This window comes from Bradyrhizobium sp. CCGUVB14 (genome assembly GCF_024199935.1).
Lineage (GTDB): Bacteria > Pseudomonadota > Alphaproteobacteria > Rhizobiales > Xanthobacteraceae > Bradyrhizobium.
Genome location: NZ_JANADS010000001.1, coordinates 4,913,043 through 4,938,634 on the forward strand (window position 1 = coordinate 4,913,043; position 25,592 = coordinate 4,938,634).

Sequence of the window (25,592 nt, forward strand, 5' to 3'; positions counted from 1 at the left end):
TTACTGTTGCCGGTCGCGTTTCGACAGGATCTCCAGCGTTGCATCGTCGCGCTCGCCGCCGAAATATTTGGCGAGCGCCTCGTCGAAAACGGGCTCTTCGGAGATCGCATCGAACAGCGTCATCGACGAGCGGAATTTGGCATCGTCAGGTGCGCCGAGGATCGCGTTGATGGTCCGCCCGTCGACGGCAAGCACGAGGCGGGTGCATTCGATCAGGCGCGGGCCGAGCACGGGGTGGGCGAGGTAGGCCGCTGCCTCGGCGCGCGAGCCGATGGCGTAGCGCTGCGACATGGCGCTGAAGCCGAGGCCGGCGACCTGCGGGAAGACGAACCACATCCAGTGAGTCCGCTTCCGGCCTTGGCCCAGCTCCCCCAGAACGTCGCGAAAAACCGGGTCCTGGGCCCTGAGGAAGCGCTCTAGATCGAAAGGATCGGTCATTGGATACCTTACGGGGTCCTGACGGCCGCGATTATGCCTAACTTTTGGCTCCCAATGTGGTAGCTGGTATAGAGTCTCCGGGTGGGGGTTGGGTCCCCCGGGGGTCGATTTGGGGATCTGATGGTTTCCGACCGCGCAAGCGCCGAGAGGCTGTTGCCGCGCCGCCGAATTGGGCGAGCCGAGGCAATACTGCTGTCTATGGCTGCCGTCGCGCTGGCGCTCGGCGCCGCCGCGTGGGTCGCGGATATCGGCGATTCGACTCCGCTGGTCACCGCCGCGCTGCCGCCGGCCAATTCTCCTTCGTTCGACGACCGTTTCGCCTCGCTGTCCGGCAATCCGCCGGCACGTGAGCTCGGCCTGCGGACGATGGAGCGCTCCGCCCTGAGTGCGGTCCAGCTCAAGCTGCGCGATGCCAAGGCGATGCTCGCCCAAAAGCTCCAGGGCGATGACTGGCGTTCGACCCTGGCCGACAACGACCAGCAGCCTGCTGCCGAAGAGACGACAAAGCCCTCGCAGCGCGCCGACGCCGTTCCCATGCCGCGTTCGCGGCCGGTCCAGGCGGACCTCTCCGCGCAGATCGCCTCGAGCCAGTCCTATGCCGACACCAATCCCAGGGTCGACAACCGCAACTTCTTCGAAAAGTTCACCGACAAGATCAAGCTGGCTTCTCTGACGCCTGATAGCGGCCTGTTCGCCAAGGCGCCGGATCTGGCCGCGCTTGGCTACGATTCACGGACGGCGGTCTATGACATCTCGGCCAAGGCGCTCTATTTGCCGAGCGGCGTCGCGCTTGAGGCCCATTCGGGCATGGGCGCGCTGATGGATGACCCCCAGCATGTCGACCAGCGCATGGTCGGCGCGACCCCACCTGCGACCTACGATTTGAAGCCCCGCGAAAAACTGTTCCACGGCGTCCGCGCGTTGCGCTTGACGCCGACCGACGGCACCAGCGCACTCGGCCGCGTCGGCCTGCTCACCCACACCTACATGCTCGGACCGCGTGGTGATTCCAACGGCTGTGTCTCGATCAAGGACTACGATCGCTTCATGAAGGCCTATGACAATGGCGAGTTCAACCGCCTTGTCGTGGTGCCGCGCCTGGGCAGCCCGGCAACTGTCGCGCAGCGCGCCAGCACCGATTCCTGACATTCGTCAGACGGTGGGGCTGCCGTTTTCCCTTCGTTAAGCCGTTGTCGTCCAGAAGCAGCCCATGAGTGATCCAGCAAGCTCCGAGACCCCGCTGCGCACGACGTTCAAGATCAAGCTGAACGGTGACACGCTGGCGATCGCGACCGTCGGCCAGGCCTATCAATTCCTCACCAACTTCAAATCGGTCGAGTGGATGGAATTCCGCTCGCTGCACGACGATGCCGTCCAGGCGCTGGAGGGGGCCGCCGAAAATGCCATCCTCGTGGTGCAGGCGACCAACGCGGTGCGCGCGCTGTTCGTGAGCGCGAAGCTGCTCTAAGCGAACATTCTTCTCCTCGAACCGGCTCCTCGGCTGCTGCGACGAAGCCATGGCGCGCGCACGCGCCGAGGAGAGAATGCATGGACATTGCTAAATTCATCGCGGACGTCGATAGCGCCGCAGGTGAGCCGCCGACCGAAGCCGCGCTCGCATCGTTCGAGACGGTGCTGGGGTGTCGCCTGCCGGACGACTATCGCCAGTTCCTGCTGGCCTGCGCCGGCGGTTATGTCCAGGGCTCGGCCGAGTTCAACTGGCCGCAAGGGCATTGGGCCGGCGCGATCCAGGAGGTGCTGGGATTGCGGGGCGATGAATGCTCGCTGGCGCGGACGCGCGAGACGCCGCAATGGCCGACCGTCGATGAGCTCCTGTGGATCATGAGCGATCACGGCGGCAATCCGATCTGCATGACGATCGACCAGGCGCATTTCGGCAAGATCTGGTTCATCGATCACGAGGTCGCCGAATATGAGAAGCCGTGGACGCTCGCCGAGGCGATGTCCGACAATTGGGGCTACGTCCTGCCGCTTGCGCCGACATTCAGCGACTTCATCGCGGGCGTGTACGAGGAGGCCAAGGCCGCGTGAGGTCTGGTCGTGTCCCGAACGCGCCGCAGCGTGCAACGCTGCTGCGCAGAGCCGGGCCCAGAAATCACAGGGTCAGCGGAAGCGTGGGCCCCGGCTCTGCAGCGCACCGCTGAACTCGACGATGTTCGCATCGCCAGGGAAGCGCTGCGCTGCGTCCGGGGCACCAGAACGTCAGTGCCCGTCGCCGCCGTGGCCGTCGTCATCGTCGTGGAAGTCGTGGTCGCCGCCGCGGCCGAAGCCGGGATCGACGCACGCAAAGCTTGCCGCATCGCTGGTCAGGCCGCTGCCCTTGTACGCGGGAATCCTGGGATAGACGCAGAGCGGCCGCGTGCCTCCGGTCGGGAAGTTCTGGGCAATGCGCGGGTCGAACACGCCGCCGGTCGGGTAGGGCGAGGTGGTGTTGGTATTGGCCGCGATGATCCGTTCCGGCGCGATGCCGTTCTCGACCCAGTCCGTGATCGCCTTGAGCTCGTTGGTGGCGAAGCTAGTGGTCGCTGCGCCGCCGCCGCAATGGGCCATGTTGGGCACCATGAACAGCCGCGCGAAATCGGTCGCGTGATTGTCCATGCGCTGGTTCATCTTGCGATACCAGCGGGCGATCGCGGCGCCGGAGAAGATGCCGTCATTGACCGAGGACGAGATGATCAGCTTGCCGCCGCGCGACCTGAACGGACGCAAATCGGTTGCGACCGCCGCCATGAAGTCCATCGAACTCTGAGGATAGGCCGCGGTCTTCGTGAAGATCTTCGGTGCATCCGTGTCGAAGTTGAATTTGAACACGAAGGCTTCCTGGCCGGTCGGTCCGTTGACGGGCGTGACGACGGGCGGCGTCTGGAAGATCATCGGGATCGCGCCGGCGCCGAGCGTCAGATTGATCGCGGTGTTGACGCCAGGCACCGGAGCGGTGACGACGTTCCAGAATTGCCAGCCTGCGCCCGGCGCGGTCGGCGGCGTCCAGATGCCGGCATCCCAGAACCAGTTCGAATAGAGCCGCTCGCCCTTTGAATTGACCGGTCCGGTGTAGATCTTCTTCAGCGCATCGACCTGTGCGCCGGTCAGGCAAGTGCCGCCGTGCGGCGTGCTGCCGTGCGAGCCGGTGCCGCAGGTGTAGCTCGCGAGTGCCGGATACACCTTCTTCGCCGTACATGCGTGGTAATTGTCGATGATGCCGTCAACAAGGCCGTCGAGTGCGTCGCAGGCGCTCAGGATCGCAGCCGATGCCACCTGAAGGTCCTGCTGCGGGAACGTGTCGGGAATATAGGGCTGGCCGTTGACGTCCTTGCTGGTCGACAGCGTGCCGAGCACCTGCTCGTTCCAGGCTTCGGCGAGGCCCGCCTGCGGTAGGTTGAAGCCCGGGTTTTGCGAGATCACGCCGTCGAACAGCCAGGGCGATCGTTGCGAGGCGACCATCGCGTCGCGGCCGCCGTTCGAGCAGCCCATGATGTAGGAATAGACGGTCTCGAGGCCGTAGAAATCGGAGATGATCTGCTTGGCGGTGGTCGCGGTCTTCTCGATGCCGTTATAGCCGTAGTCGCGGCGTGCCTGCGCATCGATCGCGAAATGCGCGGAGCCGCCGGCATTGGCGTCGTCGTCCTGATGGCCGCCGACCACGTTGGTCGCGCTGTCCTCGTGGCCGCCGTCGTCGGCCGCCACCGCCCAGCCCTGGCCGAGCTCGACGCCGGCCGCACCTTGCGGGTCGGCATTGAGGCTGCCGTCGGTGCCGCCGCCGCCCATCATCTCGAAGCGGCCATGCCAGGTGTTGGGCAGATTGAGCGCAAAGCCGATGCCGTAGGTGAAATGATCGGGGTCTTGCGTGGAGACGCGCTTGTTGATGATGCCGACCACGTTGCAATAGCCGGACTTCTGCGTCGCGCTCAGTATCTGCGTGTTCGGCAGAGTGAGCCCGGTGAGGGCGGTGCAGGACGAGCGCGGGGCCACGCCGCTCGGCGGCAGCCCGCGTGCCGTTGCCTGCGGGCCGAGCGACGCCCACGTGGCGACGATCGTCGAGGCGAGGAAAAATCGTTTCATGTCATGCCCTCCCGGTTTCAACGTTGATGATTGAACGAATGCACGCGACGCATCGCGAACCGGCGAGGTGTCGGGTGGTCGGAGACGTTTTCTGAATCGTTATGGGGAGAGATGAGTGTTCGCCGGCGATGCGCCGCGACGCAGTTTCATTCACGCGCAAAACCGCTCCGCCGCGATGCGCCATGGCATGCGGATCGGTGCCCACCCCTGATGACGGCACGGACGTTCGCTCCCCTTGAACCCACTCGCGGTGCGGCAGGCTTTCACGATCCTTAGGCGAGCCATGTTGTCGTGTCAACATGACGCATTGCGCGATATTGCTGTGCAACTTGTCGTAGAAGCTGTACGCGCCGCCGCGATGGTCCGCGCGGCTTCTCGATCCGACCGCGTTGCGTTAGACTCGCTGTCCGAATCCTCGAGATGCAGCCGGATGCGCTTGCACCGGCTTTGCGAAAGATGCACGTCGATGCAGCCAGGCAAGGCACGGATCAGGAAGCGGATCGCGCGACCGCAGCGGGCGGCGCGCGTGACAAAGCCGTCGCGACCGGCGCCGCGCGTCGTATCCGGCACGAAAACGGCCAAGGCGAAACCGCTTGACCTCGGCGACCTCTCGCAACTGCTCGGCTATTCCATTCGCCGGGCGCAGCTCTGGATCTTCAAGGAATTCAGCCGTCAGTTGGCGGCCTTCGAGATCAGTCCCGCCCAATTTTCCGTGCTCTGCGTGATCGACGCCAATCCCGGCGTCAACCAGCTGGCGGTCGCGCAGCTTCTGTCGATCGAGCGCGCCGGGCTCGGCAGGCTGGTGGATCATCTGGAGGGCCGGGGCCTGGTGCGGCGCACGGCGTCGGCGATCAACCGCCGCTATTACGTGCTCTATTTGACCGAGGCGGGCACCGCGCTGCTGGGCGGGCTGAGGCCTGCGGCGGCCGAAAGCGACAAGGCGCTCGCGGCCAAGATCGGACCGCGCGCCTACAAGGAATTGCGACAGGCGCTGTCGGTCTTTGTCGGGGACGCCTGACCGCGGCGGCAGCGCTGATTGGGCAGGGCGCCCCTCCTTTATCATGGCTTGAACTGGGTGGCGGGAACAGGCAAACGGTCCGCGACGACCGTGGCTTACGCCACCCATTTCAAGCCTGACTGAGAGGGAGAGACCCCAACATGAAACGCCGTACATTTCTCAAGGGCGGCGCGGTCGCCGGCGCGACGACGCTGGTTGCGGCCCCTGCGATCGCGCAAAGCGCGCCCGAGATCAAATGGCGCCTGACCTCGAGCTTCCCGAAGTCGCTCGACACCATCTACGGCACGGCGCAGACCTTCGCGAAATACGTCGCTGAAGCCACCGACAACAAATTCCAGATCCAGACCTTTGCCGCCGGCGAGCTCGTCCCCGGTCTGCAGGCGCTCGATGCCGTCAGCGTCAACACCGTCGAGATGGCGCAGACGCCGCTCTACTTCTACATCGGCAAGGAGCCGGCGCTGGCCTACGCCACCGGCGCGCCGTTCGGCATGAACCATCGCCACCAGGAGTCCTGGTGGTACTTTGGCGGCGGCGCCGAGCTGACCAACGAGGCGCTGAAGCCGTTCAAGACGCACGCCATTCTCTGCGGCAATTCCGGCACCCAGATGGGCGGCTGGTTCCGCAAGGAAATCAAGACCGTCGACGATCTCAAGGGCCTGAAATTCCGCATCGCCGGCATGGGTGGCCACGTGCTGGCGCGGCTCGGTGTCGTGCCGCAGCAGCTCGCGGGCGGCGACATCTATGCGGCGCTGGAGAAGGGCTCGCTCGACGCGGTCGAATTCGTCGGTCCCTATGACGACGAGAAGCTCGGCTTCCAGAAGGTCGCCAAGTACTACTATTTCCCCGGCTGGTGGGAAGGCGGCGCCATGCTGCACATGATCGTCAATGACGAGAAGTGGGCGAGCCTGCCGAAGCAGTACCAGGCCATCGTCAACCAGGCCGCGTCCGCGGCCGGCGCCTGGATGCTCGAGAAGTACGACAGCGTGAACCCGGCGGCGTTGAAGCGGCTGATCGCGAACGGCGCGGAGCTGAAGGCGTTCCCGCAGCCGGTGATGGAAGCCAGCTACAACGCGACCCAGGAGCATCTGAACGAGCTCGCCGCCAAGAGCGACCTGTTCAAGCGCACCAAGGAAAGCCACGACGCGTATCAGAAGGAACTGCTGTTCTACACGCAGATCGCGGAGAACTATTACGACAACTATCTGCTCAGCAAGATGCGGAATAAGAGCTGATCGCGAGGAGGGCGCGGTTGACTAAGCCGCGCCCGGCTCTCGTAGGGTGGGCAAAGGCGCATTTGCGCCGTGCCCACGATCTGTTTCCGTTTGAGAGAGGCGGTGGGCACGCTTTCGCTTAGCCCACCCTACGAGTTCCGAGCGTGTGGCCGGGACGGAGGGCCGCGCAATGCGATGCATTGCTGCAACATCCTGCCGGAAAACGATAGGCAGGGACGTCGCCCGGCGTTTCTCAACCTTACGGTTGATGTGCGAATTTCGCCATTCCTCCAGACCTTGCGCAACAGGGAATGGAGTCGAAAATGGCCTCACGGAACAGCATTTTAGGGACCGCTAGGCGCCCGATCGCCTTTTGTTTGGCGATCCTTCTCGCGACCACATTCCTTCACACCGGATCCGCAATGGCTGCCGACTACGCGGCCGGCGGTGGCGTCAACAACGCGCCATCCGGCTTTGCCACGGCGGTCGGGCCGAGCGCGACGACACAGGGGATATTCGCCGCTGCCTATGGCTACTCATCCACCGCAACCGGCAATACCGCGATTGCCATCGGCGGCTTGTCCAATGCGACCGGCGATAACGCAACCGCGATCGGTACCGGCACCACGGCAACCGGACTATCGGCCAGCGCATTTGGCGACAATTCCACCGCGACCGGCGCGGGCGCCACGGCAGCTGGTACCCACTCCAGTGCCATTGGCGACAATGCCGCTGCGTTCGGAGGCAACGCCTTCGCTAGCGGGCTGAATGCCACCGCGACCGGCGCCAGCAGCTTGGCATCCGGCGCGGCGGCGACCGCAACGGGCGCGAGCGCGAGTGCCATCGGCAACAACGCGACCGCAACCGGCGCCAGCAGCTTCGCCAATGGCGACACCGCAACGGCCACGGGCCAGAACAGCAGGGCGAGCGGCCAATACGCGACCGCGACCGGTGCCAACAGCTTCGCCAACGGCGGTGCGGCCAGTGCCTACGGCCAGGGCAGCATCGCGACGGGTACCCGGGCCACGGCGATCGGCGAGACCAGCACCGCCACCGGCAGTTTCGCGACCGCACTCGGCAGCAACGCCATCGCCACCGGCAACACGTCGACGGCGGTGGGTACTTTCAGCAACGCCAATGGTGAGGGGACGACCTCGGTCGGGACCTCCTCCAACGCGACCGGGATCAACGCCACCGCGCTTGGCGCAGGTGCGACTGCATCGGCAGCCAATTCCGTCGCGATCGGCGCGGGCTCGGTCGCAACCGCCGCCAACACCGTGTCGTTCGGCACGGCCGGCAACGAGCGTCGCCTCACGAACGTGGCCGCCGGCGTCAACCCGACCGATGCCGTCAACATGAGCCAGCTATCCGGCATCACCTCCGGATTTCAGTCGCAGATCGGCTCGCTCCAGGCGCAGATCGGCAACAACCTGACCGAAGCGCGGCGCGGTATCGCTGCCGCTGTTGCGGCCGCCAGCGCGCCGATGCCGTCCGCGCCGGGCAAGACCACCTGGCAGGTCCGCGGCTCCACGTTTCACGGCGAGGGCGGCTTCGGTGTTGGTTTCGCCCATCGCCTCAACACCGCCATGCCGTTCACCGTCGTGGGCGGCTATGGCAATGGCGGCGGCACCGAGCACACGGCCTATCTCGGCGTCGGCGGAGAATTCTGAGCCTTCGTCTCAGGAGGAGCCCAGCCCGAGTTTCGCGTAGATCCGCCGCGCATAGGCGCCGAACGCATCAGTCGTCTTGAGCGGAAGATCGCGCGGGAAGGGCAGGTCGATCGGGAAGTAGTCGGCCATCTTGGCGGGGCCCGCAGTCAGCACGGCGCAGTGCGAGGACAGGAACACGGCTTCCTGGATCGAATGCGTGACGAAGATGATGGTCTTGCCGCTCTCGCGCCAGATCCGCAGCATCTCCAGGTTCATCTGCTCGCGCGTCAGCGCGTCCAGCGCGCCGAACGGCTCGTCCATCAGGATCAGCTTCGGATCGTGGATGAAGGCGCGCGCGATCGCCGTGCGCTGCTGCATGCCGCCGGAGAGCTCTCGCGGATATTTCTGTTCATAGCCGGCAAGGCCGACGAGGTTGAGCAGATCGCGCGCCCGCTCGCGCGCGGCCTTGATCGGCAGGCCGACGATCTCGGCCGGCAACAGCACATTGTCCAGGATGGTGCGCCATTTCAGCAGCAGGGCCTGCTGGAACACCATGCCGATGTCGCGGGTCGGATCGAACGGGCTCTCGGCATTGCCGATCGTCACCGTGCCGCCGTCTGCGCCGTGCAGGCCGGCCAGGATCTTCATCACCGTGGTCTTGCCGCAGCCGGACGGACCGACCAGCGAGACCAGCTCACCTTCCTGCACGTCCATGGTCACGTCGGACACCGCGAGGAACTCGGTGCCGCCGCTACGATAGACCTTTCGGACGCCTTGCAGGCTGATGAAGGGTTTTGAGCTCATGCCAGCCATTTGCTCAGATTGTCGGCCACGAAAGCATCGTCGCTCAGATCAGCATGCTCGCGCGTGACGCGGTCGATCTCGTCCTTCTGGCCGGGGCTCAGACCCTCGTTCGGATCGAGGCACCACAGGCCCTGCATCAGGCCCTGGCGCCGCAGCACCTCGTGACAGCCGGCGATGCAGCCGTGAAAATTGTTGGCGACGTCGAAGAAGGCGCTGTTGCAATCGGTGACGCGGGCATCGAGTGCGAGCAGGTCGGCCGGCACGCTGTCCTTGTGCCGCGCCTGCTTGCAGCGTTCGAACTGCTGTATTGCGCTCGCCGTCCACACCGACCAGTGGCCGAGCAGGCCGCCTTTGAAATAGGTGCGCGTGGTGACGCCCTTGTCGCGCAAGTCGAACGGCAGCATCAGGTCGAGCAGGATGTGATCGTCGTTACCCGTGTAGAGCGCGACGCGATCGAGCGCGCCGGCGGCCGCGACGCCACGTAGCACGTCGAGCGTGCGATAGCGGTTGAACGGCGCGATCTTGATTGCGATCACGTTGTCGATCGAGGCAAAGCGCTGCCAGAACCGGCTCGACAGGATGACGCCGCCGACCGCCGGCTGAAGGTAGAAGCCGACGAGCGGGATCTCGGCAGCAACGGCGGTGCAGTGCGCGATGATCTCGTCCTCGGAGGCGCTCTTCATCGCGGCGAGGCTGAGGAGGCCCGCGTGATAGCCGATGTCGCGCGCGGTGCGGGCTTCGGTGACGGCCTGTGCGGTCGGGCCGGCGAGGCCCGCGACCATGGCCAGCGGACGCTTGGTCCAGGTCGCGGCGGTCTCTGCGGCGAGCTCGAGCACGGGGCGGTAGAGGCCGACGTCGCGGATGGCGAATTGGGTGGTGTGCACGCCGACGGCAAGGCCGCCGGAGCCGGCGTCGATATAGTAGCGCGTCAAGGCGCGCTGATGTTTCTTGTCGAGCTGGCGCTCGGCGGTGAGCGCGAGCGGATGCGCCGGCAGCACGGTACCCTCGGCAATGAGCTTGCGGACGTCGGCGTTGATCTGGCTGTGGTGCATGATGTCCTATCCGAATTCGGGGCCGGCGACGGCGAATGGCATTTCTTCGCTCGCGGTGGTGGCGGGTCCGAACCGCATGCGCTGGAACGGGCGCTCGATGGTCCAGCCCGATGCGGTCAATCCTTCGAGGAACGCAGCCTGCGGCGCGACCGCGTCGAGCAGGAGCGGGCCGGTCTCGGAGCGTACGATCGCATGAACCAGCGCCAGCGCTGCCGCGGCATTGTCGGCGAATAACGGGCCGATGTGGCGGGCGGTCCGGCCATCGCGCACCAGTGCGATGGCTCCGTTGGCCGAGACGATGCGCGAGCCGGAGCGCTGCGCGAAGGCTGACAGCAGCGCGGTGCGATCGAGCCCGGTGGCCCGCCGGTCGCGCGCGCGAAGCGCATCGATGCTCGCGGATGACAATGGCGGCGCTGCGGCACGCGCGGGTGTCGCGAGCTTCATCCGCCGCAATTGCAGCGTCGGCGTGAAGCCGAGCGGCCCGTAGACCGCAACCCCGTCCGGCGTGGCATCAAGCCAGCTTGTCAGGCCGTTCTTGCGCGCGGTTTCCAGGCAGGCATCGACGAGGCGCGTGGCGAGGCCGCGGCGGCGGTGGCTTGCCGTCACCAGCACCATGCTGATCCAGGCGTTGTTGCCGGAATAGGGCAGCAGCGCGGCCGTCGCGACCAGCAGCACGCCGGTGCGAATGCCGAACACGACGCCGTCGCGCAGGAAGACGCGCCAGTCCTCCTCGGTCTGGTTCCAGTGCGCCTCCGTCGAGAGCACGAGCCCGGCCATGGCATCGTCCAGGCCGAGCTTGATGACGGGAGGCCCGTCAGTAGCGGCCATCGCGCACCTCATATTTGGTCGGCTTGCCGAGGCTCGGCATGGCCCGGGAGACCCAGTCGGCGGTCCAGGCGATCAGCTGCTCAGTGTCGACGACCGGCAGGCCGAACAGCTCCACGGCTTTCGACGTGTCAGTCAGCCACGCCGTCGGTTCTTCCTTGCCTGTCAGCACCGGCGCGCGGCCGAAGCGGGCGCCGAATTTCTGTGCGAGATCGCGCACCGCCAGAATCTCGTGGCCGCTGACATTGATCGGCGTGGTCGGCGCCGTGCAATGCGCCAGGCACCGCAGCGCCTGCGCGGATGCATCGCCCTGCCAGATGAAATTGACGTGGCCGAGGCTGACGTCGATCGATGTGCCCGTCAGCACTTTTGTCGCGATGTCGTGCAGCACGCCGTAGCGCATGTCGATCGCGTAATTGAGCCGGAACAGCCGGCCCGGTGTTGCGAATTTGTGCGAAAAATACTCGAACATGCGCTCGCGACCGACGCAGGACTGGGCGTATTCGCCGGGCGGGTTCGGCGCCATGTCCTCGGTCGAGCCTTTGCCGTCGACGCCGACGAACGGATAGACGCAGCCGGTCGAGAACGCCACGATCCGCGACGACGGGAAGGCCTGCGCCACCAGCGCCGGCACATGCGCGTTCATCGCCCAGGTCAGCGACAGATCGCCCTCGGCGCCGAACTTGCGGCCGGCCATGAAGATGATGTTGGGCGCCTTCGGCAGCGCCTTGATCGCTGCGTCATCGAGCAGGTCGCAATTGATGGTCTCGACGCCGCGCGCCTGCAGCCAGTCCTTGACACTGGCGTCGCTGAAGCGGGCGACGCCGATGACACGGCGGTCGGGGGCGGCGGCCTTCGCCAGCCCCGCCAGCGTCGGCCCCATCTTGCCGGCGACGCCGAGGATCATGATGTCGCCTTCGACCCTTTTGAGATCGTCGATCAGCGCCTGCGTCGGACGGCAGAGGAGATCGTCGAGGGCCGCGATATCAGGGATCGTCTTCGGCAGCGTCTGGCGGGTGAGGAGCATCGATTGGTCCTTCAGGTTTGCCGTTTTCAGGTTTGTTCGTTTTCAGGCTTGTCTTGCATCGCCCACGACGAACATGCGTTCGAGCACGAGCACCAGGCCGTAGAGGGCGACGCCGAGCAACGTCAGCAGCACGACGGCCATCACCATCGCGGGCGTGTCGAGCGACGACTGCACCTGGATCATGAGGTAGCCGAGCCCGCGCTCGGAGGCGATGAACTCACCGACGATGGCGCCGGCGACCGCAAGGATGGCGCCGACCTTCATGCCGGAGAACACATAGGGCAGCGAGCCCGGCAACTGGATCTTGCGAAACAGCGTCCAGCGCGAGCCGCGCAGCGATTTGACGAGATCGAGCAGGTCCGGCTCGACCTCGCGCAGGCCGCGCGCGGTGGTGAGCAGGATCGGGAAGAAGCAGATGCTGAAGGCGATCAGGATGTTCGGCAGGATGCCGTAGGAGAACCAGACGATGAAGAGCGGACCGAGCGCGACCTTCGGGATCATGTTCAGCGTGACGAACAGCGGCAGCAGCGCGAGGCTGAGCAGCGGCGCCCAGCTGAAGATCACCGCAAGCGCGACGCCGACGAAAGCGCCGAGCGCGAAGCCGCCGAGGATCTCGACCGCCGTCACCAGCGTGTTGGCGCCCCAGGCATAGCTGGCAGTTCCCAGCGTCTGCACGGTTGCGAGCGGCGAGGGCAGGATGAATTTCGGCACGTGGAAGGCATCGACCGCGACCTGCCAGAGCACGAGCACGGCCAGGTGCACGATCAGGACGATCGCAACGCTGCGCGCCGGACTGCTGGCTCCGCCACCTGCCACCGTCTGCTCCCTGTTGCCTCGGCATCACTACCGCAACGCCGAGCTTAACCGTCCCGGCGCCAAGTTTCAACCAGTTGGTTGATTACGGCCGGAGCGACTGCAGCACGAGATCGGCGACATGCCGGCGGCGGGCGCGGCGAGCGGTGCGGCTCGACAGGTCCTTGCCGAAGATCGCCGACAGCGTCGGCGTGTTGGAGAAGAAGAAATAGCTCAAGCCGGCGATGGAGATGTAGAGCTGGACCGGGTCGATCCCCTTGCGGAACAATCCGGCGCGCACGCCTTCGTGCAGGATGTGGGAGACGCTCTTCACCAGCGGCGAATGCATCGCCTCCAGCCGCGTCGAGCCGCGGACGTGGCGGGCGCCGCCGCGGTTCTCGTCGTTCAGAAGCACGATGAAATCGGGGTTTTCCGCCAAATGATCGAACGAGGCCTCGATCAGCCGGCGGATCGCCTTGTCCGGCGGCAGGCCCTCGAGATTGAGCTTGCGCTCCTGCTCGCGGATGTCCTCGTAGACCCATTCGAGCACGGCGAGGTAGAGCGCGTCCTTGTCGCCGAAATAGTGGTAGACCAGCTGCTTGTTGACGCCGGCGCGCTCCGCGATCTCGTCGACGCGGGCGCCCGCAAAACCGTGCCGGGCGAACTCCAGGCGCGCCGCGGTGAGCAGCTTCTTGCGGGTGGCGACGGGGTCGCGGCGCTGCGGCACGGTGTCGCCTGATCGTTTTGCGGGCATTTCCAACCAAACAGTTGACAAGTGGAGGACGGGCTTGTTGCATTGGTAGCCTCACGCGGGGAGAGCGACAAGCCGGGTGCGGCAATGGGGAGACAGACGATGAAACGTTTGCAGGCGGCTTTCGTGGCTCTGGCGCTGGGTTTGCCGGCAATGCCGGCGAGCGCGGGCGAGGCGGTCAACCTGATCCTGAACTGGACGCCGACCGCCGACCATTCGCCGTTCTATTACGCCAAGGCGCAGGGCTGGTACGAGAAGGCCGGCATCGACCTGACCATCGAGGTCGGCAAGGGCTCCGGCGTATCCGCCGCCAAGGTCGGCTCCGGCGGCTCGCCGTTCGGTATCGCCGATCTCGCCACCATGCTGGTCGCCAAGAGCAAGGGCGCCGACGATGTGGCACTGATGAGCATCTACGCCAACACCGGCCAGACGTTCTACTGGCTGAAGAGCTACGGCGTGAACGGCGTAAAGGATTTCGCCGGCCACAAGATCGGCAATCCGCCGGGGGACGCCTCGCGCGTGATGTGGCCGGCCTTCGCCAAGGCCGCCGGTCTCGCGCCCGACTCCGTCAGCTTCGTCAATATCGGGCCGACCGCGAAGATCGCTGCGCTGAAGAGCCACACCGTCGACATCATCAGCGATTTCTACAACGAGCACGATCTGAAGGTGATCGAGTTCGGGCAGGACCTCGGCTACGTCAACTGGAAGGACATCGGCCTCAACCCCTACGGCAATTCGCTGATCGTCAACGGCGCCTATCTCCAGAAGAATCCGAAGCTGGTCGAGGCGTTCGTGCGCATCTCGCAGAAGGCCTTTGCGGCCTGCGTCGTCGACGTCACGCCGTGCCTGAAGGCGCTGCTCGACCAGGTCTCCGGTCTCGACAAGGAGAACCAGGAGCGCCAGTGGGAGCGCATCAAATATCTGATGACCGACGAGTTCACGACCACTAAGGGTCTCGGCTGGATCGACGGCGAGCGGATGAAGAAGGATTACGAGCTGGTCCAGACGTATCTGGGCATGGAAAAGCCGTTCGACGTGACGACGGCGTTCTCGACCGGGATGCTGGATCCCGCGATCAAGATGGATGCGAGCAAGGTGAAGAAGTAGGGTTACGGCTTGGCCGCGGCGTCGGTCTTCGCGGCTTCCTCGTTTGCTTTGATCTGGGCCGCGTAGACGACGTAGTATTTGTAGATATTGCCGATATAGCCGACCGTCTCCTGCCCGACGATCGCCGCCGCTCCGTTCTCGACGTTGCCGAACCAGCGGTTTCGGTCGAGGCCATGCTTACTGGCAAAATCGCGAAATTTCTTCAGATTGCCGGGGCCCGCATTGTAGGCCGCGAGCGCCATCAACACCTGTTCGCGGGCCTCGACGGCGGGTTCGGCGATGTAGGTGTCGGCGAGGAAGCGGAGATATTTTGCGCCGGCGTGGATGTTGTCCTCCGCACGCGAGGTAACATCGTTGATGGCAATCTGCTTCTCGTGCGCCGTGCTCGGCTTGATCTGCATGATGCCGACCGCGCCGGAGCTGTTTCGCATCTTCTGGTCGAAGCCGGACTCCTGGTAGCCTTGTGCCGCGAGCAGCATCGGATCGATGGCGTATCGACCGCCATACTCCGTGAATGCCGCGACCAGCGCCTGGAGCTTTCCGGCGTCGGCAATCGCATTCTTGATGGCCTTGGCGTTGGTCACGTAACGCGCTTTGAGGTTGTTGCCGAACTCCGTTCCGAGCCGGTGGCCGGCGACGAACTCGTTGAGCTCCTTGGTCAGGAGCGGGCTGTCCTTTCGTAGAGCCCAAGCCAGCTCACCGCCGTCGTTGATCGTGATGTCCTCCCGGACCTTGAGTCCCTTGAGCAGGCCCGACCAGGCGACGGCCTTGTGACGATCGACGACCACCCACGGCAGCAGGCCGCCACCCACCATTTCGAGCAGATCCTCGTCCTGGAGATTTTCGTCGGCGGCATCGAGCTTGATCGGCGCCTTTCCCGACTGCTTGCGCTGTTCGTTGATCGTCTTCAGATGCGTGAAATAGCTGCTGGAGAGCCTCGTTGTCACGCCGGTTGCGGCGAGATCGTCGAGCCCTGCGATGGCTGGCGCCGCGGGTCCCGTCACAAGGACTTCCTTGACGTTCGTCGCCCAAGGCGCTGCGAAATCGACGAGGCTGGCGCGCTCCGCGGTGATGGTGAGATTGCCGGCGGCGATGTCACCTTTGCCCGCTCGTAGTTCGTCGAACAATCGATCGCGCGGCGTCGGTATGAAGACCACGTTGATGTGATAGGGCTTCTTCCCGTAGCGCTTGTTCAGCCAGGTCTCGAACTCCTGACCAAGCTCGGCTTCGAAGCCGAAGGCTTCGCCCTTGTCGAGAAAGAACGACGTCCTGCTGAAGGGCACCAGGATGCGAACGAGCTTGCGGTCCTTCATCCCGTCGAAATCGCCGGTCCAGACGGGGACCGCGGGAAGTCCGATGATTCTTACCGGTTGGTCGGCAAGAGCCGGGGTGATGTGCGCGCCAATCAGAGCCGCGGCGAGAAGCGGCAGCAATGGACGAATGACCCGTGCTCGCCGGACTTCGCCCGGCCGATGCATCGTCGGCATGATGTTCTCTCCACGACAGCCGAATGTTGCGAGCCGCGGGGCGACGCGCTTGGCGAGAAGAGCTCGCGGGGAGAGTAGGTCGATGCCGGCGAACCAGCTATGCAGTTTGTGCCAATAGCGCGCGAACGGCGTGCGACACGATTGCCAGTAGAGCGCGGGGAAGGGGCGAGGCCCACCGGCAGCCAAATCCGCCCACGTACCCGTCGCAAGGAGAAATTAACCGGCCATTAACCATATCGGCGGCATCGTTAACCATTCAATAACTGGGAACGAGTCGGCCGCCATGGAGGCTGAAGCAAAAATCCAACGCCAAATGGTGCGCCTGCGCGGGCGCTCCTACGTGGCCTTCGTGTTCGTGCCGACGGTTCCGATCCAGGACTGGCTCCAGGAGATCGACACCACCATCGCGCGCTCGCCGGGCTTCTTCGCCGGTCGGCCCGTCGTGGTCGATCTGTCCTCGGTCGATCTCAGCCAGGCCGGCATCGGTCATCTCCTCACCAGCCTGCAGGACCGCAACATCCGCGTGCTCGGTATCGAGGGTGTGGAGGAGGCGCGGCTGACGCCGTCCATGCCGCCGCTGCTCTCGGGCGGGCGAAGCTGCGTGATCGAGCCCAGCGCGCCCAAGAAGCCTGAGGCCAAGGTCGAGACCAAGCCGACCTCGCTGCTGCTCGAGGCCCCGGTGCGCTCCGGCCAGACCGTGATCTTTCCCGAGGGCGACGTCACTATTCTGGGCTCGGTCGGCTCGGGAGCCGAAGTCGTCGCCGGCGGTTCCATCCACATCTACGGCGCGCTCCGCGGCCGCGCCATGGCGGGCGTGAACGGTCACACCAGCGCGCGCATCTACTGCCAGAAGATCGAGGCTGAACTGCTTGCAATCGATGGGTTTTACCAGACCGCCGACGATATCGACGCCGACTTGCGCGGCAAGCCGGCGCAGGCCTGGCTGCAGGGGAATACCATGCGAATTACAGCACTGAACTGACCAGCAAAGGAGACATTTCAGATGAGTAAGGTACTGGTCGTGACATCAGGCAAGGGCGGGGTCGGCAAGACCACCACGACCGCCGCATTGGGAGCTGCGCTCGCGCAACGCGGCGACAAGGTCGTCGTCGTCGATTTCGACGTCGGCCTGCGCAACCTCGACCTCGTGATGGGCGCCGAACGCCGCGTGGTGTTCGATCTCATCAACGTCGTGCAGGGCGTGGCCAAGCTGCCGCAGGCGCTGATCAAGGACAAGCGGCTGGAGAACCTCTGGCTGCTGCCGGCCTCGCAAACCCGCGACAAGGACGCGCTGACGGAAGAGGGCGTGGGCAAGGTCATTGCCGACCTGCGCAGCCGTTTCGACTGGGTGATCTGCGACAGCCCTGCCGGCATCGAGCGCGGCGCCTCCATGGCGATGCGCTTCGCCGACGAGGCCGTGATCGTCACCAATCCGGAAGTCTCCTCAGTGCGCGATTCCGATCGCATCATCGGCATGCTCGATTCCAAGACCGTGCGGGCCGAGAAGGGCGAGCGCGTCGAGAAGCATATCCTCATCACCCGCTACGATCCTTCGCGCGCGGCGCGCGGCGAGATGCTCACCATCGACGACATCCTGGAGATCCTCGCAACGCCTCTGCTCGGCATCATCCCCGAGAGCCAGGACGTGCTGAAGGCCTCCAACGTCGGCACGCCGGTGACGCTGTCGAACGCCCACGGCGCGCCCGCGCGGGCCTATATCGACGCGGCGCGGCGGCTGTGCGGCGACACTGTCGCCATGCATGTGCCGACCGAGCGCAAGGGCTTCATGGATCGTCTGCTGCGACGGAGGGCTGCATGAGCATGGGTCTGCTCCGGCTTCTCCGCGGCAACAAGGCGTCCGCACCCGTCGCTCGCGAACGGTTGCAGATCCTGCTTGCCCATGAACGCGGACTGCGTGGCCAGCCCGATCTGCTCGGCGTGCTGCGTGAGGAAATTCTCGCCGTCGTGTCCAAGCACGTGACGCTGGATCCGACCAAGGTCATCGTCCGGCTCGAGCGTGGCGACGAGGTCTCGACCCTCGAGGTCGACATCGAGGTGCCCAACGATATCGAGCGCAAGAAGGTGGCTGTCGCGTAGGGGACGCGACCGCAGACTTTGGGGTGGGTGAGAAGGCGGTCCGCCGGGCACGGCGGGCCGCCTTTGTCTTGCGTGCATGCCGGGAACCACGGTTTCGCCCGATTCCGTCTCGACGCTGGATTGTCATTGCAGGGCGTTGCGCGTCCTGCTGGTTCAGGAAGGGAATGCGCCATGCCGTCGGGACAGCCGATCCATCAACGCATCATGGCCGTGGCGCTCGCCGCAGCGATCGCAGCCGCGCCATCGGTCTCGCTGGCCTGCACGCGTTTCGTCTATCACGGCGCAGGCAATCAGGTGATCACGGCGCGCTCCATGGACTGGAAGAGCGATGTTGCCACCAATCTCTGGATCTTTCCGCGCGACATGGCCCGAACCGGCGAAGTGGGGCCCAACTCGCTCAAATGGACCTCGAAATACGGCAGCGTGATCGCCTCGGGCTACGACATCTCGACCACCGATGGGCTCAACGAGGCCGGCTTGATGGCCAACGTGCTGTGGCTGGTGGAGTCGGAATACCCCAGGTTCGACCAGAGCAAGCCGGGCCTGACCATTGCGGCATGGGCGCAATATGTGCTCGACAATTTCGCTACCGTGCAAGAGGCGGTCGACGTGCTCGCGAAGGAGCCGTTCACGATCGTCACCGACAACGTGCCGGGCGAGAAGCGGCTCGCGACGCTGCACCTGTCGATCTCGGATGCGACCGGCGACAGCGCCATCGTCGAATATATCGCCGGCAAGCAAGTCATCCATCACGGCCGGCAATACCAGGTGATGACGAATTCGCCGACCTTCGACGAGCAACTCGCGCTCAACGCCTATTGGAAGCAGATCGGCGGCACGGTGTTCTTGCCCGGCACCAACCGCGCTTCCGACCGGTTCGCGCGCGCCTCGTTCTACGTCAACGCGATCCCGAAGGACGAAAATCCCGACCGCGCGCTCGCCAGCGTCTTCAGCGTGATCCGCAACACGTCCGTGCCTTTCGGCATCAACACGCCGGATGAACCGAACATCTCGTCGACGCGCTGGCGCACCGTCGCCGACCACCAGCGAAAACTCTATTTCTTCGAGTCGGTGCTGACGCCGAACACGTTCTGGGTCGATCTCAAGAAGGTCGATTTCTCGCCGCAGACCGGAAAGGTGAAGAAGCTCGATCTCGGCCCGGACCAGGATCACACATTTGCGGGTGATGCGACCGCCAGCTTCCGCGAGGCCGAGCCGTTCAAGTTCCTGGGCCTGCCGATGTGATCGGTAGCGTGCGGAACGGGAGCTACGGCAAATCCGTTATCAGAAACCCGCGGAGCGCCGAGCCGGGCGCCGCGGTTTCCTTCAAACGGGAGTGCGCCCATGATGTCCGAGATCCAGCTCCATACTGTCGCGCGGCAAATGCTGGAAAGACACGGTTTCGCTGCGATTGCGAAGGCCGCCGAACAGGCGCAGGCTTGCGAGGGCCGTGGCGAGGCCGACGAAGCCAAGGAATGGCGCCACATCGCCGACGCCATGAAGATCATGCGCGGTCCGGCCGTTAGCTGATTCGCCGGAACCGGATTCGTCAGCTTGGTCCGGTTCCGTCCTTGATCATATCGAGCACGCGGCCCGCCAGCGCCTCGACGACGAACGGCTTGGTCAGCACCTGCATGCCGGGCGCGAGCTGGCCGTTGCCGATGATCGCGTTCTCCGCGTAACCGGTGATGAACAGCACCTTCAACGTCGGCTTGGTCGCGCGCGCGGCATCCGCGAGCTGGCGACCGTTCATGCCGCCGGGCAGGCCGACATCGGTGATGAGCAGGTCGATGGTCGCATCCGATTGCAGGATCTTCAGTCCGGTTGGGCCGTCATGCGCTTCGATGACGTCAAAGCCGATCTCTTCCAGCGCGTCCGTCAGCAGCATGCGGATCGAGGGCTCGTCGTCGACGATCAGGATGGTGTGGCTTGCCTGCGGGCGTACGGGGCTCTTGGTGGCGAGTGCTGACGGCTTGTCTGCCTCGTGGCCGTAATGGCGCGGCAGATAGAGGCACATCGTGGTGCCTTGTCCGACCTCGGAATAGATGCGCACCTGTCCGCCGGACTGCCGCACGAAGCCATAGACCATCGAGAGGCCGAGGCCCGTGCCCTGGCCGATCGGCTTGGTGGTGAAGAAGGGATCGAAGGCGCGATCGATCACATCTGCGGCCATGCCGGTGCCGGTGTCGGTGACACAGAGCGAGACGTATTGCCCGGGTTCGAGATCGCGTTCGCCCGCGCCATGTTCGTCGAGCCAGCGATTGGCGGTCTCGATGGTGATGCGGCCGCCCTCCGGCATCGCGTCGCGCGCATTGATGCAGAGGTTGAGCAGCGCATTTTCGAGCTGCGAGGCATCGATCAGCGTGGCCCACAATCCGCCTGCGGTGACGACCTCCAGCGCGATTTCGGGGCCGACGGTGCGGCGGATCAATTCCTCCATGCCCATCACGAGTCTATTGAGGTCGGTGGGCCTCGGATCGAGCGTCTGCCGTCGCGAGAAGGCCAGCAAACGGTGGGTGAGGGCGGCTGCGCGCCGGGCCGCGCCTTGCGCCGCGGTCACATAGCGGTCGATCTCCTTGACGCGGCCCTGGCCGAGCCGTGTCTGCAACAGCTCCAGCGAGCCGGTGATGCCGGTGAGCAGATTGTTGAAATCGTGCGCGATGCCGCCGGTGAGCTGGCCGACCGCTTCCATCTTTTGCGATTGCCGCAACGCCTCTTCGGCCTGGCGCAGGCGCTCCTGCTCTCTCAGCCGTTCGGTGACGTCGTAGACGAACTGATAGGCGCCGGCGATCCGGCCATCGCCGTCGCGCAGGCAATTGAAGCGCATCTCGTAGGAGCGCCGGATTCGGCTGGGGTCGCCGAATTCGCCGATCTCGACAAATTCCTGCCCGGAGAGCGCCTTCGCCCAGACGGAGCGGATGGCGTCCCGATGCTCGGGCCGATCCTCAAGCAGCTCGAGCATATTGTCACCGACCTGCGGCATCACCCCGTAGATGCGGAAGAATTCCCGGGCCGATGCACCGTTGATCGCAAGCCAGCGGAAGCTTGGGTCAACCACCTGCACGAAGGCGTTGGTGCCCTCGACGATATCGGCAAGCAGCTTGCGTTCGGCCAACGCCGCGACCACGCGCGCCTCCAACGTCTCGTTGAGCTGCTGCAGATCCCGCTCGGCGCGCTTGCGCGGCGTGATGTCCTGGAACAGCACCGCAACCTGCTTGCGGCTGGCCGGCTCGACCCGGAAGGCGGCGAGCTCGAGGTGGCGCCCTGTGGCCATCAGCTCGCGTTCGAAGCGAATCGGTACACCGGTACGCAGGACGTCGCCATAGAGCTCGACCCAGCCGCCAGCTTCGGTCGGGACCATCTCGCGGACCTTCTGGCCGACCACGTTCGGAATGCCCGCATGCTGGGTGTAGGCGGGATTGGCCTCGACATGGATGTAATCGCTGAGCGGGCCGTGCGGTCCGTCGAAGAACTCGATGATGCAGAAGCCTTCGTCGATCGAGTTGAACAGCGTCCGGTAGCGCTCCTCGCTTTCGGCGAGTGCGGACTCCGCCCTTTTTCGCTCGCCGACAACGGCGATCCCCTGGGCCTTGAGGCGTGCGTTTTCCTCCTCAAGCGCCTTCAGGCGGCGTTGCAGGTCCTCAAACTCGATCGAATCCACAAGAGCTCGCGGGGTTGGCGTTTCCAGCAGCTGATCCTCAGCCCTGCCCACGGCACCTTAGCTGGCCTATGCACCGCGGCAAGCCGACAACCCGGTCGAGGCCGCCCGGTTCCCGCTCTGTCGGGTTGGTCTAACGTTCGCCTTGCTCGGCACCTTGCGTTGCCGGCTTGTGCTGGGTCTGCGGCTGCGCCCGCTCGCCGGTCTCCTTGCAGGGGAGCTGCTCCCAGGATCCGTCAGCCGCCTGCTGATAGGCGCTGCAGGATGACGAGGTCGCCTTGTCCTCGCCCTTCCGGGAATCGGAATTCTTCGCCAGCGCGGGCGCTGTCAACACGGCGCTCGCCGCGAGCAGCCCGGCGAAGACGAGATGAGTGATCCGCATGGGGTTCTCCAGTTTGAAGACGCCTCGCATGCTGGCCAGGAATGTGACGATTATGGGCCGCGACGAGGGTTCCGTCGCGGCGTGCTTAACGATGCGGGGAAAGCCGGTTAACCGCCCTTGTTTCGGATCAGTCCGGCAAGGTTGGTCTTCTGCTTTTCGCACCAGCTGGTCATGCCGAGCCGGCGCTGGTCGAGGTCCGTCGTCTGGGTTGCGACCGCGACCTCCGCCATGATGTCGTCGGACTGCTTCTCGCCCATCTTGCCGCCGGTGTGCATCCAGGCAATGGCCTTGCGCACCTGCTCGGTGGTGCCGTCGGGAAGCTGCATCTGCTGCGCCTTCTGCACCAGATCCTGATAGGCGACGTCCGTGTTCGGGCATTCGACCTTGGCGGCGAAGGCCTGCAAGACCATCGTCACATAGTTCGAGCGCGTATGGTCGTCAGCTGCCTGGGCGGGCGCGGCGAGCAGCAACAGGCCTGCCATCAGGAACGGGTAGCGCATCCTTGGGTCCTCCTCGTTTTTTGGGGAGGCTAGCGTCCGGCGGGCCGCTTCGCAATGGTTGGCGCGGCTGATTGTCGCCCGTTTGTGGGGCACGCTAGATTGGGCCCGACCTTGCCCCCGGAGAGCGACATGAGCCTGTTCAGCACACCGTTCGATCCCGCACGCGACAGGGCGCTCGTCACCGGTGCGGGCAACGGTATCGGCCGCGCGATCGCGCAGGGCCTGGTCGGCGAGGGCGTGCGGACGCTCTTTGCCGATGTCAGCGCGGAGCGGGTCAAGGCCGCCATTGACGCGAGCGGGTCGCCTGATCTGGCGCGGCCCTGGGTCGGCGATCTCGCCCGGCTCGAGGCGTGCGACGAATTGCTTGCGGCCGCCGATGCGGCGCTTGGCGAGGTCACGCATTTCGTGCACAGCGCCTCGCCGCCGCGGCGCGAGGCCGATCATGCGCTCGCGGTCGATCGCCGAACCTGGCAGGAGATGCACGCCGTCAATCTCGATGCCGGCTTTCATCTGGCCCGCGAAATCGCAAAACGGCTGATCGCGGCGAAGCGGCCCGGCTCGTTCCTGTTTCTCACCTCGCTGCACGCGGGCACGCCGCGCAACCTGCCGCACTACTCGACGGCAAAGGCGGGGATGGCGATGCTGGTGAAGGAGCTCGCGAAGACCTTCGGTCGTCACCGCATCCGCGTCAATGCGCTGGTGCCGGGTGCGATCGCGGCCGGAGGGTTCGTTGCGGATGCCTCGCTGGCGCGACGCATTCCGCTCGGGCGTCTCGGCGAGGCCGACGACCTCGTGCCGATGGCGCTGACCGTGCTCTCGAACAAATTGTCAGGCTACGTCACAGGCGCGGCCTTCGTCGTCGACGGCGGCTTGTCGCTGACGAACTGGTTCGAAGCGCCGGTGCTGGACGACTAGCTAGCGACGCCAGGCCGGCACGGGATCGAGCGGCGTGCGATAGACCTCGTTGTGATCGCGATCGGTGACGCGCACCGAGCAACCTTTCCGCTGCAGCTCCGGCTTCACCTGCGACAGCTCGGTGGCGAGCTGAACGGCGCGATCGGAGGCAACCTCGATGTCTTCGAGGATGATTCCACCCTGGTTCTTGAACTCTTCACCAACCACGAGATCGAAGGAATAGTACGGCATCCGAATTCCCCGGTGTGACGATCCAAATTTCCAAAAGAAGCCTTCAAACGGACGGCTTCGAAACATGAGAGATCGTACCACTGAGTCGATATTTATCCGATAAACGGATCGCGTAATCTCTGCGCTTATGGCGCAGAAATGATGTGCAAGGCTCCAGTGCTTTAAGATTTTATTAAATATGTCGGCGTGATCATAAGACATGGAATTGCAGCAGAACCGGGCTCCGGGAACCGGCAGCTGCAAGAGAAGGCCGGCGGCATAGATCCCGACGGCCTTTTCTCTTTGTGCGCGTTGGCGCATCACCGTAGTTGCACGGACTCACATCATCGCATCGAGTCAGCCAGCCTGCGTTGGTCGTTTGATGCGGCGCTAGTGCACCGGCATCGGCGGACGCACGACAGGTCCGTCATCATCGGCAACGGCTTGCGTCGTCGCGATCGGTGCTGCCACCGGCGGCGGGACCGCGGCAGCCTGTGACGGCGGGGGCGCGATCGGCGGCGGCGAATAAGCCGGCGTGTAGCTGTGCGACACGATCGGCTTCGGCTTGCGAACCGGCGGCATCGGCGCCGAAAGGCGCGGCTGCAGCGCAGACACGCGCGCACGCGGATCGATCGGCGGTTTTGTCTCGGCGACCGGCTTTGGCGCTGATGACTTCGCCATCTCGCGGACCATCTGCTCCTGACTTGTCTTCAACTCGGCGATGTTGGCCTTGAGCTGCTCGATCTGCTGCGCCATCGCGGCGATGTCGCGCGTCATGGACTCCACTGTTTGCGAGGCATCGGCTTGTGTCGGGGCAGGCGCGGCGGCGGCGGTGACAACCGGTGCTGCGGGCGTCGCCGCAGGTTGGTCGGTGGCGGTGGCCTGATCCTGTACGGCGGGCGGCGCGGCCTGCGCGGCTGCGACCGGCGCTGTCTTCGACGTCGAAGGCAGCAGCGACTGCAAGACCGGTGTCCATTCGGCAAGCATCTGCTTCGCAGTGTCGCCGTGCTTCTCCCAGCCGATGGTGGCGGCGGCGCTGCCGCCAGCCAACAGGGATGTGAGGAACGCGCCGCGCAACCACCTGCCGGCGGTCGATCGCTTCGGCCGGCCGCGACTATCGCTGGCCGTGACGCGCACGGCGGTGTCGACCGCGGGCGTTGCCGCTTGCGGCTCCAGGACCGGAATGAATTTCGGCTCCGGATGAATTTTGGGCTCCGGCGCGAATTTTGGCTCCGGACGGGCGGTGAACTCGGGTGCCAGCGTGGGCGCTTCGCCGGTCACGCGCGAAGCCCGCACCACGTCAGGTGAAATCTGGACGGCATCGTGCGGATCGTTGTTGCTGACCGTGTCCTTCACGATCTCGTCGACGATCTGCCGGCTGTTCAACGTTGCGAGCATCGCAGCTCCTTTGACCCCTTGGTCGTCCGCATTCGCGCGAGCCGATCTGTTGCGTGAGCTCAACCAAATCCTGGGGTTGGCCTGATGTCGCACGAGTCCAGCCGGGTTTGACCAAAGCAAGGCAAGGCGATGGAGACATCGCGACGGTCTTCTGTCGTTTGTGGTGATGGAACCAGCCGTGCCGAACACGG

The 25,592-nt window shown here is 65.0% G+C and carries 27 protein-coding genes; 13 read left to right on the top strand and 14 right to left on the bottom strand.

What is annotated here, in order from left to right; all coding sequences use genetic code 11:
- A complete protein-coding gene (locus NLM32_RS22680; RefSeq protein WP_254131100.1) occupies nucleotides 1-438 on the bottom strand; it encodes a DUF1810 domain-containing protein in 438 nt (145 codons plus the stop codon).
- Nucleotides 439-627: 189 nt separating this feature from the next.
- On the opposite strand from NLM32_RS22680, the gene NLM32_RS22685 reads away from it, so the two are divergent.
- From NLM32_RS22685 to NLM32_RS22695, 3 genes are all read left to right on the top strand, one after another.
- A complete protein-coding gene (locus tag NLM32_RS22685) occupies nucleotides 628-1,584 on the top strand; it encodes a DUF2778 domain-containing protein (RefSeq protein WP_254135395.1) in 957 nt (318 codons plus the stop codon).
- 64 nt (nucleotides 1,585-1,648) lie between these two features.
- Nucleotides 1,649-1,906 (top strand): hypothetical protein, encoded by a 258-nt coding sequence (locus NLM32_RS22690; protein WP_254131101.1) that lies wholly within the window; start codon nucleotides 1,649-1,651, stop codon nucleotides 1,904-1,906.
- 80 nt (nucleotides 1,907-1,986) lie between these two features.
- Nucleotides 1,987-2,490: an SMI1/KNR4 family protein gene (locus NLM32_RS22695; RefSeq protein WP_254131102.1), complete on the top strand. Its 504-nt coding sequence runs from the start codon at nucleotides 1,987-1,989 to the stop codon at nucleotides 2,488-2,490.
- A gap of 171 nt (nucleotides 2,491-2,661) precedes the next feature.
- Here the strand turns inward: NLM32_RS22695 and NLM32_RS22700 are convergent, their stop codons facing one another.
- Nucleotides 2,662-4,518 carry a tannase/feruloyl esterase family alpha/beta hydrolase gene (locus NLM32_RS22700; RefSeq protein ID WP_254131103.1) on the bottom strand — a complete coding sequence of 619 codons (1,857 nt, stop codon included), beginning with the start codon at nucleotides 4,516-4,518 and terminating at the stop codon, nucleotides 2,662-2,664.
- Nucleotides 4,519-4,984: 466 nt separating this feature from the next.
- On the opposite strand from NLM32_RS22700, the gene NLM32_RS22705 reads away from it, so the two are divergent.
- The 3 genes from NLM32_RS22705 to NLM32_RS22715 all read left to right on the top strand — a co-directional run bounded on the left by NLM32_RS22705 (nucleotide 4,985) and on the right by NLM32_RS22715 (nucleotide 8,417).
- Nucleotides 4,985-5,536 carry a MarR family winged helix-turn-helix transcriptional regulator gene (locus tag NLM32_RS22705; protein ID WP_254131104.1) on the top strand — a complete coding sequence of 184 codons (552 nt, stop codon included), beginning with the start codon at nucleotides 4,985-4,987 and terminating at the stop codon, nucleotides 5,534-5,536.
- A 140-nt stretch (nucleotides 5,537-5,676) separates the two neighbouring features.
- Nucleotides 5,677-6,768: a TRAP transporter substrate-binding protein gene (locus tag NLM32_RS22710; RefSeq protein WP_254131105.1), complete on the top strand. Its 1,092-nt coding sequence runs from the start codon at nucleotides 5,677-5,679 to the stop codon at nucleotides 6,766-6,768.
- A gap of 401 nt (nucleotides 6,769-7,169) precedes the next feature.
- Nucleotides 7,170-8,417, top strand: coding sequence for a YadA family autotransporter adhesin (locus tag NLM32_RS22715; protein ID WP_254131106.1), 1,248 nt, complete (start codon nucleotides 7,170-7,172; stop codon nucleotides 8,415-8,417).
- A gap of 9 nt (nucleotides 8,418-8,426) precedes the next feature.
- Here the strand turns inward: NLM32_RS22715 and NLM32_RS22720 are convergent, their stop codons facing one another.
- The 6 genes from NLM32_RS22720 to NLM32_RS22745 all read right to left on the bottom strand — a co-directional run bounded on the left by NLM32_RS22720 (nucleotide 8,427) and on the right by NLM32_RS22745 (nucleotide 13,650).
- Complete coding sequence (locus NLM32_RS22720; RefSeq protein ID WP_254131107.1) at nucleotides 8,427-9,209, bottom strand: ABC transporter ATP-binding protein; 783 nt, start codon at nucleotides 9,207-9,209, stop codon at nucleotides 8,427-8,429.
- Entirely contained in the window at nucleotides 9,197-10,252 is a 1,056-nt protein-coding gene (locus NLM32_RS22725) for a dihydrodipicolinate synthase family protein (RefSeq protein ID WP_254131108.1), read from the bottom strand. Before NLM32_RS22725 ends, NLM32_RS22720 begins: the two co-directional genes overlap by 13 nt.
- A gap of 6 nt (nucleotides 10,253-10,258) precedes the next feature.
- The gene (locus NLM32_RS22730) at nucleotides 10,259-11,080 is read right to left on the bottom strand and encodes a GNAT family N-acetyltransferase (RefSeq protein ID WP_254131109.1); all 822 of its coding nucleotides are present in this window, start codon (nucleotides 11,078-11,080) and stop codon (nucleotides 10,259-10,261) included.
- Entirely contained in the window at nucleotides 11,067-12,104 is a 1,038-nt protein-coding gene (locus tag NLM32_RS22735; RefSeq protein WP_254131110.1) for an NAD(P)-dependent oxidoreductase, read from the bottom strand. The genes NLM32_RS22730 and NLM32_RS22735 overlap by 14 nt, the downstream gene beginning before the upstream one ends.
- 42 nt (nucleotides 12,105-12,146) lie before the next feature.
- On the bottom strand, nucleotides 12,147-12,920 hold the full coding sequence (locus NLM32_RS22740; protein WP_254131111.1) for an ABC transporter permease: 774 nt from the start codon (nucleotides 12,918-12,920) through the stop codon (nucleotides 12,147-12,149).
- Nucleotides 12,921-13,002: 82 nt separating this feature from the next.
- Nucleotides 13,003-13,650: a TetR/AcrR family transcriptional regulator gene (locus NLM32_RS22745; protein WP_254131112.1), complete on the bottom strand. Its 648-nt coding sequence runs from the start codon at nucleotides 13,648-13,650 to the stop codon at nucleotides 13,003-13,005.
- A gap of 99 nt (nucleotides 13,651-13,749) precedes the next feature.
- Between NLM32_RS22745 and NLM32_RS22750 the strand changes: the two genes are divergently transcribed.
- Complete coding sequence (locus NLM32_RS22750) at nucleotides 13,750-14,754, top strand: ABC transporter substrate-binding protein (RefSeq protein WP_254131113.1); 1,005 nt, start codon at nucleotides 13,750-13,752, stop codon at nucleotides 14,752-14,754.
- Nucleotides 14,755-14,756: 2 nt separating this feature from the next.
- On the opposite strand, the gene NLM32_RS22755 is transcribed toward NLM32_RS22750, so the two are convergent.
- Nucleotides 14,757-16,241 carry a lytic transglycosylase F gene (locus tag NLM32_RS22755; protein ID WP_254131114.1) on the bottom strand — a complete coding sequence of 495 codons (1,485 nt, stop codon included), beginning with the start codon at nucleotides 16,239-16,241 and terminating at the stop codon, nucleotides 14,757-14,759.
- Between the two features lie 283 nt (nucleotides 16,242-16,524).
- On the opposite strand from NLM32_RS22755, the gene minC reads away from it, so the two are divergent.
- The 5 genes from minC to NLM32_RS22780 all read left to right on the top strand — a co-directional run bounded on the left by minC (nucleotide 16,525) and on the right by NLM32_RS22780 (nucleotide 19,868).
- Nucleotides 16,525-17,223 carry a septum site-determining protein MinC gene (minC, locus tag NLM32_RS22760; protein WP_254131115.1) on the top strand — a complete coding sequence of 233 codons (699 nt, stop codon included), beginning with the start codon at nucleotides 16,525-16,527 and terminating at the stop codon, nucleotides 17,221-17,223.
- 21 nt (nucleotides 17,224-17,244) lie between these two features.
- Entirely contained in the window at nucleotides 17,245-18,060 is an 816-nt protein-coding gene (gene minD, locus NLM32_RS22765; protein ID WP_254131116.1) for a septum site-determining protein MinD, read from the top strand.
- Nucleotides 18,057-18,338, top strand: coding sequence for a cell division topological specificity factor MinE (gene minE / locus NLM32_RS22770; RefSeq protein WP_254131117.1), 282 nt, complete (start codon nucleotides 18,057-18,059; stop codon nucleotides 18,336-18,338). Before minD ends, minE begins: the two co-directional genes overlap by 4 nt.
- A gap of 204 nt (nucleotides 18,339-18,542) precedes the next feature.
- Nucleotides 18,543-19,583, top strand: coding sequence for a linear amide C-N hydrolase (locus NLM32_RS22775; protein ID WP_254135396.1), 1,041 nt, complete (start codon nucleotides 18,543-18,545; stop codon nucleotides 19,581-19,583).
- 99 nt (nucleotides 19,584-19,682) lie between these two features.
- Nucleotides 19,683-19,868 (top strand): hypothetical protein, encoded by a 186-nt coding sequence (locus tag NLM32_RS22780; protein ID WP_254131118.1) that lies wholly within the window; start codon nucleotides 19,683-19,685, stop codon nucleotides 19,866-19,868.
- A 19-nt stretch (nucleotides 19,869-19,887) separates the two neighbouring features.
- Here the strand turns inward: NLM32_RS22780 and NLM32_RS22785 are convergent, their stop codons facing one another.
- The 3 genes from NLM32_RS22785 to NLM32_RS22795 form a co-directional block, all read right to left on the bottom strand.
- Nucleotides 19,888-21,999 (bottom strand): PAS domain-containing protein, encoded by a 2,112-nt coding sequence (locus tag NLM32_RS22785; protein WP_254131119.1) that lies wholly within the window; start codon nucleotides 21,997-21,999, stop codon nucleotides 19,888-19,890.
- A gap of 130 nt (nucleotides 22,000-22,129) precedes the next feature.
- Nucleotides 22,130-22,378 (bottom strand): hypothetical protein, encoded by a 249-nt coding sequence (locus NLM32_RS22790; RefSeq protein WP_254131120.1) that lies wholly within the window; start codon nucleotides 22,376-22,378, stop codon nucleotides 22,130-22,132.
- Nucleotides 22,379-22,485: 107 nt separating this feature from the next.
- Nucleotides 22,486-22,878 carry a hypothetical protein gene (locus NLM32_RS22795; RefSeq protein WP_254131121.1) on the bottom strand — a complete coding sequence of 131 codons (393 nt, stop codon included), beginning with the start codon at nucleotides 22,876-22,878 and terminating at the stop codon, nucleotides 22,486-22,488.
- A gap of 129 nt (nucleotides 22,879-23,007) precedes the next feature.
- Here NLM32_RS22795 and NLM32_RS22800 point away from each other — a divergent pair, with 129 nt between their 5' ends.
- Complete coding sequence (locus NLM32_RS22800) at nucleotides 23,008-23,793, top strand: SDR family NAD(P)-dependent oxidoreductase (RefSeq protein ID WP_254131122.1); 786 nt, start codon at nucleotides 23,008-23,010, stop codon at nucleotides 23,791-23,793.
- On the opposite strand, the gene NLM32_RS22805 is transcribed toward NLM32_RS22800, so the two are convergent.
- Complete coding sequence (locus NLM32_RS22805; protein ID WP_254131123.1) at nucleotides 23,794-24,024, bottom strand: DUF6894 family protein; 231 nt, start codon at nucleotides 24,022-24,024, stop codon at nucleotides 23,794-23,796.
- A gap of 369 nt (nucleotides 24,025-24,393) precedes the next feature.
- Nucleotides 24,394-25,401, bottom strand: a complete 1,008-nt coding sequence (locus tag NLM32_RS22810; protein WP_254131124.1) for a hypothetical protein — start codon at nucleotides 25,399-25,401, stop codon at nucleotides 24,394-24,396.
- Nucleotides 25,402-25,592: the final 191 nt, after the last annotated feature.